20 protein-coding genes are annotated in these 18,738 nt (G+C 66.8%); 2 read left to right on the plus strand and 18 right to left on the minus strand.

Going from position 1 to position 18,738, the window contains the following annotated elements; all coding sequences use genetic code 11:
• Window positions 1-9: 9 nt before the first annotated feature.
• From L8K25_RS14645 to motA, 9 genes are read right to left on the minus strand one after another with little or no spacing between them, the layout of a single operon-like run.
• Window positions 10-543 carry a chemotaxis protein CheD gene (locus L8K25_RS14645; protein ID WP_242139725.1) on the minus strand — a complete coding sequence of 178 codons (534 nt, stop codon included), beginning with the start codon at window positions 541-543 and terminating at the stop codon, window positions 10-12.
• Entirely contained in the window at window positions 540-929 is a 390-nt protein-coding gene (locus tag L8K25_RS14650) for a response regulator (RefSeq protein WP_242139726.1), read from the minus strand. Before L8K25_RS14650 ends, L8K25_RS14645 begins: the two co-directional genes overlap by 4 nt.
• A complete protein-coding gene (locus L8K25_RS14655) occupies window positions 930-1,970 on the minus strand; it encodes a chemotaxis response regulator protein-glutamate methylesterase (RefSeq protein WP_242139727.1) in 1,041 nt (346 codons plus the stop codon).
• The gene (locus tag L8K25_RS14660; protein ID WP_242139728.1) at window positions 1,970-2,848 is read right to left on the minus strand and encodes a protein-glutamate O-methyltransferase CheR; all 879 of its coding nucleotides are present in this window, start codon (window positions 2,846-2,848) and stop codon (window positions 1,970-1,972) included. Before L8K25_RS14660 ends, L8K25_RS14655 begins: the two co-directional genes overlap by 1 nt.
• Window positions 2,845-3,417, minus strand: a complete 573-nt coding sequence (locus L8K25_RS14665; protein ID WP_242139729.1) for a chemotaxis protein CheW — start codon at window positions 3,415-3,417, stop codon at window positions 2,845-2,847. The genes L8K25_RS14660 and L8K25_RS14665 overlap by 4 nt, the downstream gene beginning before the upstream one ends.
• Window positions 3,414-5,582, minus strand: a complete 2,169-nt coding sequence (locus L8K25_RS14670; protein ID WP_242139730.1) for a chemotaxis protein CheA — start codon at window positions 5,580-5,582, stop codon at window positions 3,414-3,416. Before L8K25_RS14670 ends, L8K25_RS14665 begins: the two co-directional genes overlap by 4 nt.
• Window positions 5,579-5,944, minus strand: a complete 366-nt coding sequence (locus tag L8K25_RS14675) for a response regulator (protein WP_242139731.1) — start codon at window positions 5,942-5,944, stop codon at window positions 5,579-5,581. The genes L8K25_RS14670 and L8K25_RS14675 overlap by 4 nt, the downstream gene beginning before the upstream one ends.
• Complete coding sequence (locus L8K25_RS14680; RefSeq protein ID WP_242139732.1) at window positions 5,941-6,270, minus strand: STAS domain-containing protein; 330 nt, start codon at window positions 6,268-6,270, stop codon at window positions 5,941-5,943. Before L8K25_RS14680 ends, L8K25_RS14675 begins: the two co-directional genes overlap by 4 nt.
• Window positions 6,245-7,129, minus strand: a complete 885-nt coding sequence (gene motA / locus L8K25_RS14685) for a flagellar motor stator protein MotA (protein ID WP_242139733.1) — start codon at window positions 7,127-7,129, stop codon at window positions 6,245-6,247. Before motA ends, L8K25_RS14680 begins: the two co-directional genes overlap by 26 nt.
• A 190-nt stretch (window positions 7,130-7,319) precedes the next feature.
• On the opposite strand from motA, the gene L8K25_RS14690 reads away from it, so the two are divergent.
• Window positions 7,320-7,679 carry a flagellar biosynthesis regulator FlaF gene (locus L8K25_RS14690; protein ID WP_242139734.1) on the plus strand — a complete coding sequence of 120 codons (360 nt, stop codon included), beginning with the start codon at window positions 7,320-7,322 and terminating at the stop codon, window positions 7,677-7,679.
• A gap of 7 nt (window positions 7,680-7,686) precedes the next feature.
• Here L8K25_RS14690 and L8K25_RS14695 read toward each other — a convergent pair whose 3' ends face one another.
• From L8K25_RS14695 to L8K25_RS14735, 9 genes are all read right to left on the minus strand, one after another.
• Window positions 7,687-8,301, minus strand: a complete 615-nt coding sequence (locus L8K25_RS14695; RefSeq protein ID WP_242139735.1) for a response regulator — start codon at window positions 8,299-8,301, stop codon at window positions 7,687-7,689.
• Window positions 8,298-10,754 carry a PAS domain S-box protein gene (locus L8K25_RS14700; protein WP_242139736.1) on the minus strand — a complete coding sequence of 819 codons (2,457 nt, stop codon included), beginning with the start codon at window positions 10,752-10,754 and terminating at the stop codon, window positions 8,298-8,300. The genes L8K25_RS14695 and L8K25_RS14700 overlap by 4 nt, the downstream gene beginning before the upstream one ends.
• A 310-nt stretch (window positions 10,755-11,064) precedes the next feature.
• Window positions 11,065-12,195 carry a helix-turn-helix transcriptional regulator gene (locus tag L8K25_RS14705; RefSeq protein WP_242139737.1) on the minus strand — a complete coding sequence of 377 codons (1,131 nt, stop codon included), beginning with the start codon at window positions 12,193-12,195 and terminating at the stop codon, window positions 11,065-11,067.
• A gap of 88 nt (window positions 12,196-12,283) precedes the next feature.
• The gene (locus L8K25_RS14710; RefSeq protein WP_242139738.1) at window positions 12,284-12,826 is read right to left on the minus strand and encodes a hypothetical protein; all 543 of its coding nucleotides are present in this window, start codon (window positions 12,824-12,826) and stop codon (window positions 12,284-12,286) included.
• On the minus strand, window positions 12,826-13,893 hold the full coding sequence (locus L8K25_RS14715) for a sigma-70 family RNA polymerase sigma factor (RefSeq protein ID WP_242139739.1): 1,068 nt from the start codon (window positions 13,891-13,893) through the stop codon (window positions 12,826-12,828). The genes L8K25_RS14710 and L8K25_RS14715 overlap by 1 nt, the downstream gene beginning before the upstream one ends.
• A 207-nt stretch (window positions 13,894-14,100) precedes the next feature.
• Entirely contained in the window at window positions 14,101-15,069 is a 969-nt protein-coding gene (locus tag L8K25_RS14720) for a peptidoglycan-binding protein (protein ID WP_242139740.1), read from the minus strand.
• Window positions 15,066-15,500 (minus strand): hypothetical protein, encoded by a 435-nt coding sequence (locus L8K25_RS14725; RefSeq protein ID WP_242139741.1) that lies wholly within the window; start codon window positions 15,498-15,500, stop codon window positions 15,066-15,068. Before L8K25_RS14725 ends, L8K25_RS14720 begins: the two co-directional genes overlap by 4 nt.
• A 1-nt stretch (window position 15,501) precedes the next feature.
• Window positions 15,502-16,821, minus strand: coding sequence for a flagellar protein export ATPase FliI (gene fliI / locus L8K25_RS14730; RefSeq protein WP_242139742.1), 1,320 nt, complete (start codon window positions 16,819-16,821; stop codon window positions 15,502-15,504).
• Window positions 16,822-16,827: 6 nt separating this feature from the next.
• Window positions 16,828-17,229, minus strand: a complete 402-nt coding sequence (locus tag L8K25_RS14735) for a flagellar biosynthesis repressor FlbT (protein WP_242139743.1) — start codon at window positions 17,227-17,229, stop codon at window positions 16,828-16,830.
• Window positions 17,230-17,413: 184 nt separating this feature from the next.
• Here L8K25_RS14735 and L8K25_RS14740 point away from each other — a divergent pair, with 184 nt between their 5' ends.
• On the plus strand, window positions 17,414-18,718 hold the full coding sequence (locus tag L8K25_RS14740) for a flagellar hook protein FlgE (protein ID WP_277923656.1): 1,305 nt from the start codon (window positions 17,414-17,416) through the stop codon (window positions 18,716-18,718).
• Window positions 18,719-18,738 lie beyond the last annotated feature (20 nt).

An 18,738-nucleotide genomic window follows, 5' to 3' on the forward strand; every position in this document is an offset into this window, starting at 1 on the left:
GCCTAACCATCAGAAGAGTTCGATCTCGCCACCACCCATCGGGATGCGGGGGGCAACGGGCGGCGGCAACGGCCGATCGGTGACGGTCGTGCAACGGACCTTGCCGTCAAAGGGCCGGAATTCGAGCTTGCGCGCGAGCGTCCCCCCCGTGTCGACCTGCCCGATCACGATCGCCTCGGTCGTCAGGAACCGCTTGGCGAAGGCCGCATTGGCGGATCCGATCCCGCCGAGCCCGGCGATGATGTTCGCGCCCCCGTACAGATTCGCGCGCAAGCGGTTGCGCGCCGCGCCGGCCTTCATCATCGCGTTGATCAGCAGTTCCATCGCGTGCACCCCGTAGCGTTGCAAGTCGCCGTCGCGCAGGTGCTGGTCATGCTGCGGCTCGCCGAGCAGAAAGTGGTTCATGCCGCCGACATGGACTTCCGCATCGTGCAGGCACACCGCGATGCACGAACCCAACACGGTCGAGATGACGCTGCCTGGTTCCCCCACCACGACATGCTCGCCCTGGATGATCGGGATACGGCGGACCGATGCGGTCATGTCAGTGCGCCGAAAACGCGTTCGATCTTTTCCTTGAGCGCGGCCGGGGCGAACGGCTTGACCAGATAGTTGTTGACGCCGAGCGCCGCAGCCTGCTGCACGATCTCGCGGTCCGAGGATCCCGTGAGCATGATGAACACGGTTTTGCCGAGCACGGCATCGGTGCGGATCGCGCGCAACAGGTCGATCCCATCCATCTCGGGCATGTTGTAATCCGAGATGACGAGATGGACGCGGTCCGAGCGGATGGCGGCAAGCGCCTCGCTCGCCGCGCCCTTGTCGCGAATGTCCTTGAAGCCGATGTCCTGGAGCGCGCGCCGAATCATCGCGCGCATACTCGCCTGATCGTCGACCACCATGACTTTGATTGCTGACGCAGCAGGCATTTATGGCTCCCTTTCTTGTCCGTCGCGACAGGCGGCGAGGATCGCGCCGGCCATGTTCGACAGACTGACTTCCTTTTCGATCGCCCCCATCTCGAGCGCGACCCGTGGCATTCCCCAGACCACGCAACAGCCGCGGGTCTGTCCGAACGTACGCGCCCCGGCTTGCCGCATCGCGAGCAGGCCGCGCGCGCCGTCTTCCCCCATCCCGGTCAGGATCGCACCGACCGCCTTCTTGCCGAGCGGTGCAACGGAGTGGAACAGCTGGTCGACCGACGGGCGATGGCCGTTGACGGGGCCGTCGGCGATCAACCGGACTTTCCCGGTCAGGCCACCGTCGAGCGCCATGTGGTGCGTACCCCCTGGTGCAATATAGACGGTTCCGGACCGAAGCGGGGCGCCATCCTGTGCTTCCCGCACATTCACCGTACAGTCGCGGTCGAGCCGGTCGGCGAAGCTCGCCGTGAACGCGGCAGGCATGTGCTGGACGACCAGCACCGGCGGGCAATCACCCGGAAATTGCGGCAGAATGCGAAACAGCGCCTCGACGCCGCCGGTCGACGCGCCGATCACGATCAGGCGCGGACGAAACGCGGTCGCCCCCACGGTGGGCGCGCTGCGCCGCTGCACATGCGTCCGGCGCGCGCGGGATTCCGCGGCGTCGCGCACCGTCTGGCACAACAGGGCGGCATCCTGTTGCCATCCGGCCGGGCCGCCCGTGGGTTTGGCGATGCAATCCACAGCGCCCAGTCGCAGCGCCTCGACGGTCGTCGACGCGCCGGCCGCGGTCAACGAGGACACCATCACGACCGGCATCGGGCGCAACCGCATGATCCGTTCGAGAAAGGAAAGGCCATCCATCCCGGGCATTTCCACATCGAGCGTGATGACATCGGGGTTCAGCGCGCGGATCATCTCGCGCGCCGCATGGGGCTCCGGCGCGGCACCCACCACTTCGATCTGCGGATCCGACGACAGGATCCGCGTCAGCGCCGCGCGCATAGCGCCGCTGTCATCGACGATCAGGACGCGCGTGCGCCGCATTATGCCTGCTCCCGCCGGGCATAGATCGTCTGGCCGCAGCCGCGCATGCGTTCGGCCGCCTCGCCGATCAGCCGCTCTGAATGACCAATGTAGAGAAATCCGTCTGGTGCGAGCTGGTCGATCAGCCGCGCCTCCAGCTCGGCCTTCGCGACATCGTCGAAATAGATCATCACGTTCCGGCAGAAGATCGCGTCATAGCGCTGCTTCATCGGCCAGGGCTCGAACAGGTTGAGCACGCGCGCGGTGACGAGCCGCCGCACCGCCTCGCCGACACGATAGCCGCCGTCATGCGGCGCGAGCCAGGCCTTGCGATAGGCAGCCGGAATCGGCTCCACCGTTTCGGCGGGATAACAGGCGCGCCGGGTCGCCTCGACCACCGGCTGGGACAGGTCGGTGGCGAGCAACTTGACGTCGCGCCCCTGTATCCACCGCGCTTCCGCCGGCGTTTCGCCCAGAAGCGACATGGCAATCGAATAGACCTCCTCGCCGCTCGAGCATCCGGCGGACCAGATGCGGATCGGCCGGTCTGCCGGCCGTGCCTGCAACCGCGGCAGCAGTGCCGACCGGAAATGCTCGAAATGATGACTTTCGCGGAAGAAGTGCGTGTGATTGGTGGTCAGCGCAGTCACCATCAACCGCCGTTCCTCGGCGTCACGATCGACCAGTGCGAGATACGCCTGGAACGTATCGAGCCGATGCTCGCGCAACCGCCGCACCAGGCGTGACTGGACCAGCGTCCGCTTGGTCGACGACAGATGGATCCGGGCCGCGCTCTGCATGATCCGCGCGACCCCGGCGAACTCGGCATCGCCCAGTACCGGCAGCGCGTCGACACTCATCGAATCGACCGGCGCGGAGGCAAGGCCGAAAGCGCTCATGCCGCGATATCCAGCGCGCCCGAGGCAGCCGCGGGGATAGCGGCCGGCGCGGATGCCGCCGCGCCAGCGACGGCTGCGGTCGGCAACAAAGCGGTCGCGGTGCTCGTCACCGTCAGCGAGTCGAGATCGAGCAGCAACACCATCATCGACGTGGCGTTGCTTCCGTCCGTGCCACGCGTGTTGATCTGGACGAGGCCGGCGATCACGTTGGTATCCTGGATCTCGACATCGGGGGCCGGCTGGATCTGGGATTCCTGGATGCCGACGATGTCATTGACCTCGTCCACCAGAAAGCCCGCCTGCTTGCCCGCGATGCTGACCACCAGGACGCACGAACGGCTGTGGATCTCGCTCGGCGTCCAGCCGAGCCGTTCCGCCAGGCCGACGATCGGCACCACGGTGCCGCGCAGGTTGGTCACGCCAAGGATATAGCTGGGCACGCTCGGCAGCGGCGTGGGGGCCGCCCATTCGCGAATTTCGATCAGCGATCGCATATCGATACCGAAGGTTTGTTGACCAAGCGCGAACGTCACCATTTTCAGTTCGCCGGCATTTTCCGTCATGCTCATGCGGCAAGTCCTTTTGTCAGGGTTCGGGAGAGGGCAGCGACGGGCGCGACGAGCGCCTCGACATCGAGGATCAGCGCGATCGAACCGTCGCCAAGGATGGTCGCACCGCCAAGTCCTCGGATCGGATGGAGATTTTGCTCGAGGCTCTTGATGACCACCTCGCGGCGATCATCGATCGTATCGACCATCAGACCGACATTGCCCGCAGTCTCGCTTTCCACGATGATGACCAGCGAGTCCTCGGGCGCCAGCGGGCTGGCGTCGTGCAGGCCGAAGGTGTGCGCGAGCCGCCGAACCGGCAGATAGGTCCCGCGGACTTCGATCACCTCGCTCCCGGGTGTGGTGGCGCGGACCTGGCCCGGTTCGGGCCGGATCGCCTCGACCACATGCGCGAGCGGCAGCACGAAGCGCTGGCCGGCCAGTCGGATGACCATCCCGTCGAGAATCGCCAGGGTGAGCGGCAGGACCAGCGTGAACGTCGTACCCCGCCCGGGAACCGAGCTGATGTCGACTCGCCCGCCCAGCGCCTCGACATTGGAGCGCACGACATCCATGCCGACGCCGCGCCCGGAAATGTTCGAAACCGTGTTCGCGGTGGAGAAGCCCGGCGCACAGATCAACTGATCGATCTCTTCGTCCGACAGCACCGCGTCGGCGCCGATCATGCCCTTTTCGATCGCCTTGGCGCGCACGCGCGCGCGGTCGATCCCGCGGCCGTCGTCGGCGACCGTCACGACGATACGTGCGCCCTTTTGCGCCGCCGACAGGCGAATGACGCCTTCTGCCGGCTTGCCGGCGCGCAGCCGTTCCTCGGGCAATTCGATCCCATGGTCGACGGCATTGCGGATCAGATGGGTGAGCGGATCACCGATCTTCTCGATCACCCCCTTGTCGACTTCGGTCGTCTCGCCGTGCGTTTCCAGGGTGACCTGCTTGCCCGTCTCGGCGGTGAGGTCGCGCAGCATCCGCGGGACGCGGTTGAACGCCTGGCGGATCGGCTGCGCACGCAGCGACATCACCGTGTCCTGGATCTCGCGGGTCAGTCGTGCCTGTTCGGGAAGTTCGACGCGCTGCTGGTCGGCAGGCGACAGGCGATCCGACAGGATCGACCCGCGGATGACCAATTCGCCGACCAGGTTCAACAACATGTCGAGCTTGTGCAGGTCGACGCGGATCGTCTGCGAACCGGCGTCGCCGGTGCGCGTATCCTGCATCGGCGTGCTCGCCGGCGGTGCCGCCGCCGCGATGATCGCCGGCGCGGCGATTTCGACGCGGTGCAACAGATCATGGATGGCGCCGGGCTCGCTCAGCGGGGCGACCGAAGGCTGCTCCACGAGCTTGCTGTCGCGCTCGCGCGTGATGTCGATGGCCGAATCCGGCGCGACGAAGTCGAAACAGTCGCCGATCTGGTCTTCGCTGACGTAGCCGGGCACCTTGAGCGTCCAGCGCAGATACGCCTGTTCCGGGTCCAGGTCGCGGAGCGGTGGCAGCGCGCTGGTGTCCATATCGCTGACCCGCCCGCCCAGGTCTTCCAGCTCGCGGATCACGAGGATCGGCTCGGCACCATTCGCCATGGCACTCCGCGAGGGCGCAAAGACGATCGTCCATTCCGGATCGCACGGCGGGGCAGCCTCGGTTTCCTCCGGAAATTCCTCGATCCCCACCGCCACCGGCTCGAAACCGAACGGGTCGACGTCGCTCTCCGCGCCCGGCGCGACGACGGGTTGCACGCTCGGCTCCGGCACAGGCGCGGGAGCGGGAGCGGCGACGGCCTCCGCACCCTGGCCGGCCAGGATCGCCTCCAGCGCCGCCAGCGACGCGGCGTCGTCGGGGCGCCTCATCGTTCCCTGCGCGGCGGCGACATGATCGGACAGCTTGTCGAACGCGCCCAGCATCACCGCGACCACGCCCGGCGCCGGCGCGATCCGCCCGGCGCGTATTTCCTCGAGGACGTTTTCGAAACGATGTGCAAACGCGGTGAGGGCCGCATGGCCGAAGGCGCCCGCGCCGCCCTTGATCGAATGCACCGCGCGAAACACGCTGGCGATCGTCTTGGGTGCCGTATCCCCGGCCTGCATCGCGGCAAGCCCCTGTTCGGCCGCTAGCAATCCCTCGGCGCACTCCTCGAAGAAGATGCCCTGGATCTCGTCGAGTTCGTTGCTCATGGGCACACCCGGCGGATCGCCGCTCCCAGTTTGGCCGCCTCGAACGGCTTGGTGATCCAGCCCGTCGCGCCCGCGACCCGCGCCCGCCCCTTTTTCTCGTCCGAGAATTCGGTCGACAGGACGAGGATCGGCGTACCGCGAAATTGCGGCAGCGCCCGGACCGCCTCGATCAGTTCGAAGCCGTCCATCTCGGGCATGTTGATGTCGGTGATGAGCAGGTCGGGCTGCACCTCGTGCATCCGCGCAAGCCCGTGCACGCCATCATTGGCGGATTCGATGGTGAAACCCTGCGCGGTCAGCGAAGCTTTCAGCAACATCCGCATGCTGGCGGAGTCATCGACGGTCAGAATCAGTTTGCTCACGGTTCAACGTCCTCCTCGGCACCAATCGCCAGGGTATGATTGAGGCCGAGCGCCGAAATGCGCGCGGCGAAGGCTGGGCTGGGATTGACGATCGCAAAGGCGCGGCCCGCGGCCTGCGAGTCGATCCTCGCGGCGATCAACAGTTGGAGGACCGCCTGCCCGACGCTTTCGACGCTGCTGGCGTCGATCGTCACGCGCTCGCCGAAATTGGCGGCGAGAACGAGCCGGACCTTGAGGTCCTCGGCGGTCACGGTGGTGCCATGGGCGGGCAGGCAGATCTGGTCCACCATGATCCCCGGATCAGGCTGGTTGGGAATTAAGGTCATTTTTGGCCTCGTCGAGTGCGGTCTCGAGTTGCTGGAATGTCGGCGCGTGGTCCGACGGCGTGGCACGGCGCGCGATCTCGATCGCGACCTGCGTGGGCATGCCCTGCGCGTGCGCGACGATCGCGGTCTTGGCGATGACGAACGGCTTTCCGTCCGCCTCGACGATCTGGAGCAGTTTCGCGGCGAGCGGTCCGACCAGACAATAGGCCAGCAGCACGCCGAGGAAGGTCCCGACCAGCGCGCCGCCAATCATCGCGCCCAGGACTTCGACGGGTTTGTCGATCGATCCCATCGTCTTGATGACCCCCAGCACGGCCGCGACGATCCCGATCGCAGGGAGGCCGTCGGCCATCGCCTGCAGCGCATGTTGCGGGGCGAGTTCGTGATGATGATGAGCCTCGATGTCGTTTTCCATCGCCTCGGCCAGCTGATGCGGATCCTCGAAATTGACCGTCATCATCCGCAGGTAATCGCAGATGAACTCGATCAGATGATGGTCGCCGAGCAAGCGCGGGAAGCGGTTGAACAGGCGGCTTTCCTTGGGATTGTCGAGATGCGGCTCGATCGCCGTCGCGCCACCTTTCTTGAACGTGACCAGCAGCCCGAACAGCATCGTCAGCAGGTCGCGGTAATCCTGGTCCTTCCACCGACTGCCCTTGAAGGCACGCAGCAGCCCGGCCCCGGCCTTCTTCACCACGCCCATCGGGTTCGACACGATGAACGCACCGATCGCGGCGCCGGCGATCGCCATCAACTCGTGCGGGAGCGCCTCGAGAATGATCTCCAGCTTGCCGCCGCTCATCAGGAAACTCCCGAAGACGCAGGCCAGGATGATCACGAGACCAACGCCGTTGAGCATATGCGATGCCTACCCCTCCGATCCGCCACCATGCGGTCTGGCAGATTATAGAGTGCTGGCGGGATGGGCGGTTGCCGGTCGATCGTTTTCACGGGACGAGCGCGCTCGGTCCACGTCGGGGACGGCGCCCGCGACCGGGACCGTCGCCGAACGCCTAGAATAGACGCAAACCCCCTTTGCAGGAGCACTCATGTCGGTTGAGGCCTATTGTCGCGCGCGGACGATCGTCGAAAGCCCCCGGGCGACCGAGCGTCGGCTGATCGGACAGATGATCGGGACCATGATCGCGGCGCGCGACGAGGGGCTGCAGGGCATCGAGCTGATGCCGGTGCTGCACCGCAATCGCGAGATGTGGACTACCTTCGCCGCCGCCTGTGGCGCACCCGGCAATGCGCTGCCCGACAGCTTGCGGGCCGGCATCATCTCGATCGGGCTGTGGGTCGATCGCTTTACCAGTGACGTGATCGCCGGGCGCGCATCGATCGACCCGCTGATCGGGGTGAACCGGTCGATCCTCGACGGCCTCGCGACCGAGCCGCTCGCGGCCTGAGCGCCGCTCAGTCCGTCAACAGGCCCGCGGCGAAAGCGAGCCGCAACGCTTCGGACAGGCTGCTGACGTCGAGCTTCTGCATCATGTTGGCGCGATAGATCTCGACCGTGCGGGGCGAGAGGTCGAGATCATGCGCGATCACCTTGTTCGCGCGCCCCTCGATCAATCCGAGCAGGACCTCACGCTCGCGCGGCGACAAGCTGGCAAGACGGGCGCGGGCGTCGTCCGTCCGGGCGTTGCGCGCGGTCATGTCCTCGAACCGGTCAAAGGCGGCGTCGATCACATCCAGCAATCGATCGGGATCATACGGCTTTTCGAGAAAATCGAAGGCGCCTGCCTTCATCGCCTGGACGGCAATGCCGACTTCGCCGCGTCCCGTCAGCATCACCGCCGCGAAATGATCGCGCCGGGGTTGCAGCGCGCGCAGCACATCCAACCCGGTCGCGCCGGGCATGTGGAAATCGAGGAGCAGCACGCCACGGTCCATCGCATCGATCGCGTCGAGGAACGCATCCCCGGACGGGAAGCCGCGGACGATCAGCCCGGACACCTGCTGGAGCAGGGTCTGCAACGAAAGCCGGACCGGATCGTCGTCGTCGACCACATAGACGCTGCGCATCATCGCTGTGTGCCCCCTGATTCCTTGACGACGCGCGGTACGGTGAACCGGAATTCGGCACCGCCCGAGGCGAGGTTTTCCGCCTGCAGGCTGCCCCCGTGCGCTTCCACGATACGACGGCAGATCGACAGGCCGATGCCCATTCCCGCTTTCCCCTTGGTCGAGGTAAACGGCATGTACAGTTGCGCCAGGATCGCCGCCGCGATGCCCGGTCCGGTGTCGGATACGGCGATCTCGATCCATTCCGCGTCGACCACGCGCGATGCGATCCGGATCCGCCGCCGTTCCTTGGCAACGGTGTACAGAGCATCCAGGCTGTTGCGCAGGAGATTGACGAGCACCTGCTGCACCTGGATGCGATCCGCGAACATGAAGTCGGCGTCGGGTGCCAGCTCGTAGCAGATGGTCACGTCGAGCCGTTCGTAGCCGACGAGGACCAGCGCACTCGCGGCGCGGATCGCCGCCTCGACCGGCTCGATGCGCGTCTCGGTCTCATGCCGCGAGGCGAAGTCGCGCATCCGCCGGATGATTTCGCCCGCGCGCAGGGATTGGTCGCCCGCGGCGATGATCTGGTCGCGCAGGGCGTCCTCGTTGCGATCCGCCTGCGCGAGCCCGCGCCGGGCCGCCGCAAGATAATTGGAAATGGCGGTCAGCGGCTGGTTGATCTCATGCGCCAGGCCAGCGGCCAGTTCACCCATCGCGTTCAACCTTCCGACATGGGTCAACTCGCTGCGCAGCGAACCGAGCCGTTCCTCGGTCTCGATCCGTTCGGAAATATCGCGAACGAACCCGGTGAAGACCCGGACACCGGCATAGCGCGCTTCACCCACCCGCAGTTCGATCGGCACTTCGCGCCCGTCGATCCGACGCGCGGTCAGGAAGCGCGTTCGATCGATCACGCGTTTCGTACCCGTTCGGAGATAATGCAGCAGGTAGCCATCGTGCCGGACGCGATGGTCGTCGGGCATCAGCATCGACACGTTCGCCCCCACCACTTGTCGCGCGGCATAGCCGAACAACCGTTCGGCGGCCGGGCTGAAGGTGAGGATGATGCCCGTTTCGTCGATGACAATCATCGCATCCGGCACGGTCTCGAGCACGGAGCGCAGCTGTGCCTCGCGCGCGGCGAGCTGTATTTCGTTCGCTACCCGGTCGGTTACGTCGATGTTGACCCCGATCGCGCGCGTGAGCTGGCCCGTGCCGTCGTAGAAACACCGCGAGGAACCTTCGATCGTGCGGACCTCGCCGTCGGCGCGCCGCATGCGATAGCGAAAGGAGAAGCGGTCCGCCTTCGCCCAGACGGCGGCGGCCATCCGCTTTTCGATGATCACCCGGTCCTCGGGAAAGACATCCGCTGCCCAGCTCGCATAATCGCGGACGGAGCCCGCCGGAATGCCCAGCAACGTCTCTGTATTCGCAACCCAATGGATCGCATTGCTCTCCACGTTCCACTCGAACACACCGATCGAATGGGCCTGCGCCGCGAGCAGCAAGCGCGCCTCGCTATCGCCCAGCGCGCGTTCGGCGGCGGCGCGCGCGGTGATGTCGCTCATCGACAATATGGAAAGTCGGCTGGCGCTGCCGGCGCTGCGCGCGACCTCGAGCAGGCGGAGCGCGTGGCCGTCGCGATGCCGTTCGATCAATTCGATCCCCTCGCGCTGGTCGTTCGATCGCGAGAGCGGCGGCGGCCCCCCCTCCAGCGTTCGAGACTGCAGCAACGCATATTTGTTTTTGCCGACCGCATGCGCCGCCGGCCAGCCGTAGAGATCCTCGCAACCGCGCGACCAGTGTGCGATCGTTCCCGAGGAATCGATCATCACGATCGGTGCGCAGTCGAGCGCGTTCGCGAAATTGCGTGTCGCCATGCGTTCGGCGACCAACCCCGTGATCAGCCACCAGATGACCGCGCCCAGGACAATCGTCTCCAGCGGCACGACCGCCATGAACTGGGTCGGATCGGGCGGCGCGGGAAGGATCAGTCCCTGCAGCACCTCGATCAGCGCCGGGGTGACGAGAATGGCCGGAAGGACCAGATGCAGGTTGCGCCAGCCCCTGATCTCCTGCTGCGCGAGCGCCACCAGGGCGGCATCGCACGCTTCGATCAGCACGGCGATCGCGAGCACCATCGCCGGGATCGCGACAGGCACCGCGACGGCCGTATTCTGCAACGAGGCGGGCGAAGGGCTCGCGCGCAAGGTCACGTCGAGCGCGATCATGACCAGGCTGGTTGCCAGCGCGGCCGTCAACGCCGCGATCCGCGTAAAGTCGACGCGGCGAACCCGCAGCAACGCCACGCTGACCAAGAGCAGGCCCAGGATCACCGGCATCCCCCCGGCGCTATCGAGAATACCGGGATGCGCGGGACCGCGCACGAGAGTCACGGTGACAATCAGCGCGGGACCCGTCAGCAGACTGGCGATGATCCAGACCGGCGCGGGCCGATGGGTTGCGGTCAATGCGGCGCAGACGAGCAAAAGACCAACGGCGTCGGCCGGCCGGGCCACCATCCCGCCATGGCCAAAATCGAGCAAGTCAGGGATGCGAAGCGCCCAACCCAGAAGAACGGTAACAGTACTGGCGATGCAGACCACCAAGCAGGCGATACGGCTCGTTCGGCGGACCGGGTCTGTTGCAGGGCGCACTTCCGCTGACTTCGGCACTTTCCTCCTGCAACAACAGAGTTACCATTTGCGACAATAAGCGACGACGGACCGCGAAACGCAAGAGCCGCCACACCCACCGTATCCGCCGATGGTTAAGACTGTGCTACATGAAGGTCGCGGCGACGATGGCGCCGAGGTGATCCGACGGTCGCTGGTCGAACGCGATCTCGACCGGCGGGGACGTACTGTAGCCGAACATGCGTCCGTCGCGATCGACCGTCACCGCAACGATCCGGAGCGCCGTCACTTGCGTTTCCTCCGCAGCATCGTCCTGCCCGAGCGTGGCGGTTTCGTCCACGACCGCGAGCCCTCCCGCGACCGGGTACCGATCGGGGTCGACGATAACGATCGCATTGCCGGGCAATCCGCCGCCCAGCGTCGGGCGACAGGCGCGCAACCCGAACGCCCGCGATCCCGCGTCGCCGATTTCCAGGATCATGATCCCGGTAGGGGTTCGCGCGATCAGCCCGTTGCCGAGCGGCGTGCCGAAGACCGGGAGACGCCGTCCGCCCTGCCCGTCCGGCGCCACCGCACTGACCGTTCCGCTACGCAGGTTGGCGATCTCGGCGCGCAGCGCCACCATCCGCTCGCGCATGCGCTGGCCCCGCAACGCCGGGTTCTGCATCGCCACCACCATCGCGTGCAGCGTGCCGTCCGCGGCCTGTATCGAAAGCTTTTGGCGCAGTGCAGCTTCGTCCGGCACCTCGAGCATCTGGCAGATTGCGGCCTGAGTCGTTGCGTTCCAGCGGGCGAACGGTCGCTGCGCATTCTCGATGCGTGACAGCGTAACCGGGGCGATGCCGTAAGTCCGCTCGATCGCGGCGATCGTCAGCGTGCGATCGGCCTGGCGCCGCAACCGGATCGCCGCCGCCAGCGACAGCGCGAAGACTTCTTCGGGAACATCCACCGCCCGCCGATCGGCAAAGGGAGCGGCCCAGCGATCGATCGAGAACTGCGGCGCATCGAGGTCCAGCAGCAGGTCTTCCGCCTGAATTCCAAGCGTGTCGGCAATTCTGCCCAGCTCATGCGCGCGCGGGACGACCTCGCCGCGCTCGATCTTCGATAGCCGGATGTAAGGGATGTCCGGGATACGGCTCGAGAAGGGCAGCAGCCGGGAAAAACCGGCGCGCTGTCGCGCTTCGCGTACTCGGTTCGGGAATACCACGGCGCGGAACGGGTCGACGGTCAGAGCATTAGGCAAAGGCGGAATATCGTCGGCGTCGACCAAGCTCATCTACCTTGTTCCCGGGCCTGTCGACCGGACATACCCCATCCAGAGCATAGGCTGGCACCGGGGGAGGGTAAATCCTCCATTCCGGGGGTCAATGGCATCGTTGGGGCGCTCGGCGTGGCGCTCGCAGCAGGGCGAGCCCACCGTCCGGCGAGAACCGTTTCAGCGCAATCAGGCCCCGCGGGTCGGCCAGGCGTCGGTCGATCCAGCCCGGCTCCATCGGCCACAGGTCCTCCGGCGTGATCGCAATCCCCGTACCATCGCTCAGGATCCCGATCCGCGCTGGCCGGGCGCGTTCCGGCCAGCGCGCGCGCAGCAGATCGAACAAGAGCTTCGACGTCCGTACGATCTGGCGATCCCGGCGACGGTTGGTATCGAGCACGACGTCCGTCGCGCATAACTTCCGGTCCCAACACCGCAGGTGGATCCCGGCGCTGCCGAATTCCGCGGCCGAAGCGATCAACACCGTGCCGTGCGCCGGATCGTCGCGCTCCAGCAGCGACCCGATCGCGCAGCAGAAGTTGGTGGCGACGGTATCCAACAGCGTATCGCTGAACGGGACGAGCGTGGCGGCCAAGGGATCGAGCGGCTCGTCGGCACGCGCGGTAGGGCTGGAGAGCGACGCAGCGCGCATCACTGCAGCCGATCGCTGCTGATCGCGCCAAAACCGTACCGCAGGGGTTCGCCACGCAGGCCATCCAGGGTCCGGTCGATCGCATCGGTTCCGTCGATCGCCTCGACCGCTGCCGGGTCGAGCACGATCACGCGTGCCAATGCATTATGGGGCGCATGCGTATCGGGCAGGATCGTGGTGTCGGCCGCACCGTGGTCGGTCTTGCGCCGGCGCGGGTGCGGTTTGCGACGGTCGGCAAAGCCCGCGAAGCGCGGGTCCGACGTCGCGATCTCGGCAACCACGCGAGCGGCGCGCTTGGCCACCTGGCGGGCGCGTTCGCGCTCGATCGGGCATGTGTCGACATCCTCGGCCGGCATCGGATCGTCGCGCAGGCGGCGCTCGACCAACGCGCGCTGGGTTGCGATCCGCGACTCCAGTTCGGCAAGGTCGCTCGCATCCGGCGTTACCGGCTTCGCGCGGAACCGCGGCAGTGACGTCGTCTCGGACTGGACCGAACGGACGCTGCGCGCCTTGCGCTTCAGCTGGTCGACGCCAACCTGGCGCAATTGCGCGACATAAGCGTCGAGCAGCGCGGTCCGCAGGTCGTCCGCCATCATGCCATCGACCCCCGCTTCGGTACGGTCGAGCGCGGCTTCGTCCTCGATCATCGCCTCGAGCGAAGTGGGTTCGCCATCGGGCCCGATCGTGGCGGCGTGCAGCGACACCGTGGTCGCCTCGACCCGGCGCGCGGACTGACGCTGGTCCGTCATCAGCCGGAAGCGCAAGCTCTGCAGTTCGCCGCGCAGCTGCCAGTTGACGAAAGTGGTGAATTGCGCGCGGGTCGGGTCATACGCCTCGATGGCGCGGTGCACGCCGATCGCACAGCATTGTTCGGCATCGTCCCAATGGGCGGTCAGGCCATATTGGCGAATGAAATGCCGGATCCGCGGCGCGATGATCTTGAGGACCGCGGCGAAGGCGCGATCGGCGAGGATCCGCTGCCGCGTCGTCGGCGTCGCGCCAGGCGCCGGGCGGTTGGCGATGACGTCGGCGACGGCGGCTTCCAGGGCAATGGTGGTCTTCGACATGAGCTCCCCCAGGGGCTGTCGGGAGCAGCACCGTTGCTGTTCCCGTTGCGCCAACCATGCCCGCCGGGGTTAAATGGGATTATAACTATCCTATACGTAAAACCCCGAGGTCGAACTGTCCGTCGACCGCTAAACTCATGTAGTTAAGCGGTTTACAATGGGTACCGGGTCGTTAACCATTCTATAGGATGAATGCAGCTTCGCCCCTCAGGCGAAGCGCTGCGGCTGCACGTTGCGGGTCACATACGCGGTCAGCCAGGCGCGGTGCGCCGCGCTGGCGTCCCCGCTCGCCGCGATCGCGCGGTTGGCACTGCTGCTGCCGATCTGTGCCGTTAGCAGCGCATGTGCGTGGGACTCGGCCAGGCCGCCCTTCAGGAAACGCACGAGATCCCCCGGTCCCAGGTGATGCCCGAGATAGGCCGATCGCGCGATGGCTGCGGAATCATTCCCGACGGGCACACCGGCGCGATGCAGCGTGTCGAGGTTGCTGCGCGCGTAATCCGCGATCGTCTGGATCGCCGCCGGAGCGTCGTATCGCAGCGCGAGCAATGGCGCGCGCGACTCCTGGCGAACCCGCCCCCGTTCATCGAGCCAGCCACGCGCGCGCGCGACGCCGTTGAGCCATGACCCGGGCTTTTCGGCGATCGATTGCCAGGTACGACCGAGAAATTGCCCCAGTCCGGCCGCGCTCGACCGCGGATTGCGCGAGAAGCAATTCCACCGCCCACTCGAATCCTTCGCCGCCTCGGCCTGAACGATCGCCGCGAGCGCCGTGTCAGGGATACCGGAACGCGCCGCCGCGGCGCGCAGCGTTGTCGCATGAACGACATTGGGGCCGAGATTATGCATCGCGCCATCCACCGATCCCGGCGGGCAGACCGCGCCATCACCGACGGCCAGATCGTCGAGCGATGCCTGTGGCGTGTTGCCGTGCCGCGCATCGAACAGCGCGATCAGATGCGTCAGGTCGATCCGGTCCGCATAGCCGGACATCGGATCGACCGCAGTCGGCGCCGCCGGACCCGACAGCGTATCGGCGGTGGAGGGGGACGGGGAACCGCCGGTACCGAGCGCCGCGCGCCACAATTGGTCGGACACCTGCGCATGGGCTGCCGCTTCGATCAAGTTGGCACGCTGGGTCGGCGTCAGGCGCGCCGCATCGCTGACGGGCGTCATCGCTCTTGCGGGCGCTTCGCGCTGTGCAATCGGACAAAACGCGCGGCCGATATGTCGTCGACCAGCGCCTGCTGCTCCCGGTCCTCGGCCAGCCGCACTTCGCTGCGAAACACATCGGCCGCCGACTCCACCGCCCGGATCGTGGCATATTGGCGCGCAGCCCGGTGGCGGAGCAGGTCGAGCTCGACTTCGGCTGCGTCAGCCTCCGCCGCGCGCCGTTCCCGCTCGTCGCGCGCGCGCGCCAGATAGGAATCGGACAGCAGCAGGCAGTCGCCAGCCGCAAGCCGCGCTTCCACGGCGATCTTCTTGCTCAGCGCGAGATGGAGCAGGCGCGCCTCCGCCAACCGCGACGAAGACGCCGCAATCACTTGCGTCAGCGCGTCCATTTCCCGGTCGAGCGCGCGCAGCGCGGCATCATACGGCGTTTGCATCTCATCCCTCCAACAACTGCGCGATGGCCGCGAACGCCTCCGCCGCGTCCCCGCGATCCTGCTTCGTCTGGGTCAGCAGGGCCTCGATCTGCGGCGCGATGCGGATCGCGCGATCCACCTCGGGATTGGCGCCCGTGGCATAGGCGCCCAGCCGCACGATCTCTTCCATGTCGCCGTGCGTCGCCAACAGTTGGCGCGCGGCGATCCGGATCCGATTATGGTCGTCCGAAAGGCACTGCGGCAGCATGCGCGATACCGACTTGAGCAGGTCGATCGCCGGATAGCGGCCCCGTTCGGCGATCTTTCGCGTGATCACCACGTGTCCGTCGAGGATTCCCCGGACGGCATCGGCAACCGGCTCGTTGTGATCGTCGCCATCGACCAGCACGGTGAACACCCCGGTAATGGTCCCCTGCCCCGGCAGCCCCGGCCCGGCGCGCTCCAGCAACCTTGGCAATTCGGCGAAGACGGTCGGGGTATAGCCGCGCGTGGCGGGCGGCTCGCCATTGGCCAGGCCGATCTCGCGCTGCGCCATGGCAAAGCGCGTCACCGAATCCATCAGGCACAGGACGTTCAGCCCGCGGTCCCGGAAATGCTCGGCGATCGCGAGCGTCGTCCACGCCGCCTGCCGCCGGATCAGCGCCGGTTCGTCGGACGTCGCGACGACCACCACGCTGCGCGCCAGGCCCTCGGCACCGAGATCGTCTGTCACGAATTCCTGGACCTCGCGGCCGCGTTCGCCGATCAGCCCGATGACCGCGACATCGCACGCGGTCCAGCGCGCGAGCATCGACAGCAGCACCGACTTGCCGACCCCCGATCCCGCGAACAGCCCGAGCCGCTGCCCGCTGCAGAGCGGTACGAACAGATCGAGCGCGCGGACCCCGGTATCGATCCGTGCGCCGACCCGCGCCCGTGCCGCCGCGGGCGGCGGCGGCGTCTTGATCGCCTGCGGGTCGGGACCGTTGGGCAAGGTGCCGAGCGCATCGATCGGCCGGCCGAGCCCGTCCACCATTCGCCCGAGCCAGCGCAGCGACGGACGGACCGCGAACGCCCCGTCCTCGAGCCACGCCGGCGTCCCGGACATCAACCCGTGCGGATCGCTGAACGGCAGACATTGCGCCCGTCCCGCATTGATCCCGGTGACTTCCGCAGCGACCGGACCGCTCGTCGTCTCGATCGCGATCCGCGATCCGATCTGCGCTGCTCCCGAAAGGCCGTCGATCTCGATCAATGCGCCCTGCACCGACACGACGCGGCCGTAGCGCCGATAGGGCGACACCGCAGCCAGCGTGCGGGCGGAAGAGGCAAGCGAATGCATGTCCCGTCAGGCCGCGAGCATCGCGGCATCCGCGCGGACGGGCACGCCTTCCTGCCGGATCAGCCCGCGGCATTCGGCAAGGGCACCGACATAGTCGCACACCGCGACGGCGTTGGCGAAGCGGACGCCGGCGGCACGCGCGGCATCGTGCGGCCGGCTGGCGAGCAACGCGCCGAGATCCACAAGGATCTGCGCCCGATTGCCCTCGACGTCCTGGCCGACATAGGCCTGCAGGCACGCGTAATACAGGCGCCGGGCGGGGGTGACTGCCAGCTCGGCAGGCATGATCGCCGCACCCCGCAGGATCGTGGCCTCGTTGTCGACGATGACCTGGGCGGCCACCGGCACGCGCAGGATCGCGCCATTGACGATCATCGTCTCGCCGTCGTGCAAGGCAAAGCAGCGCATCGCGCGATCCTTCCTGAGAGGTCCCGATCTTATAGGCGTGCGCGCGGGCTGCCGGGCGCATGCGGCAAGATTTGCCGGTGCCATCCCCCTTTTGGTGCAGCGGCGTCCGCGCGCGCGGCGATCCTCTATGATGCTTGCGATATGCCCGGACACGGTCCGGCGCGTTAGACGTGGGAGACCCCGGTTGAGCCTTTATTCTGCCCTGTACGCTGGTGTTTCGGGCCTCAGCGCCGAGTCCGCCGCCATGGCCGCCGTTGCCGACAACATCACCAACATCAACACGGTGGGGTATAAGGGCACGGATACGCAGTTCAGCACGCTAGTCACCGACGGAAGGGCGACCACGACCTACTCCGCCGGCGGCGTATCGGCGATGCCACAGGCGCTGATTTCGAAGCAGGGGCTGTTGCAGGCCTCGAGCAGCGCGACCGACCTCGGGATCGAGGGCGGCGGCTTCTTCGTGACGCGCACCGGACTTGGCAGCGGTGGTGCGGTCGCCTTCACCCGCGCCGGGTCCTTCACGCCCGATGCCGCCGCTTTCCTGCGCAACACGGCGGGCTTCTATCTCCAGGGCTGGCGGCTCGACAGCAGCGGCAAATTCAACAACACCGGCAACGTCGCGGCGCTCGAACCCGTGCGCGTGAGTGACCTGACCGGCACCGCGATGGCCACCAACAGCATCGACCTGCGCGCCAATCTGCAATCCAGTGCGGCGGCCGTGACCGGCCCGGTCAATCGCGGCGACCTCGCCAATGGAACCGTCACGCCGCAATTCACGCGCGCGCTGACCGTCTATGACGCGCAGGGTGGATCGCACCAGGTCACGATGGGCTTCGTCAAGACCGCCGCCAATACGTGGCACGGCGAGATCTACGCGAATCCGTCCGAAGTCACCGCGCCGAACGGCGTGCTGGCGAGCGGCGAGATCCGCTTCAACGCGGACGGCAGCATCGTCAACGACCCGTCGGTGTACACGTCCGAAATGTTCAGCCCGCTGAAGATCAGCTGGACCAACGGCGCCGGATCGGACCCGATCACGCTCGGGATCGGCACCAACGGCAGCCTCAGCGGACTGACCCAGTTCGGCTCCGATTCCGCGCTGATCACCTCGAGCGTCAATGGCGGGATGCTCGGCAATATCGCATCGGTGCAGGTCTCCGATACCGGCACGGTCAGCGCGGTTTTCGAAAATGGTATCGCCCGCAAGGTGTTCCAGCTGCCGGTGGCGACCTTTCCCAACCCCGACGGCCTGACCCGCATGTCCGGCAACGGTTTCCTGATGTCCAACTCCTCGGGAAATTACGCGATCAACACGCCCGGCACGCTGGGCGCGGGGTCGATCCGCTCGAGCATGCTGGAGGCCTCCACGGTCGATTTGGCACAGGAGTTCAGCAACATGATCCGCTTCCAGCGGGCCTATAGCGCGTCGTCCAAGATCATCACCACGGTCGACGACATGCTGCAGGAAGTCAGCAACCTGAAGCGCTGATCCCGGGCGGGGCACGCGGC

The sequence above is a fragment of the Sphingomonas sp. TREG-RG-20F-R18-01 genome (assembly GCF_022662475.1).
Taxonomy (GTDB): Bacteria; Pseudomonadota; Alphaproteobacteria; order Sphingomonadales; family Sphingomonadaceae; genus Sphingomonas.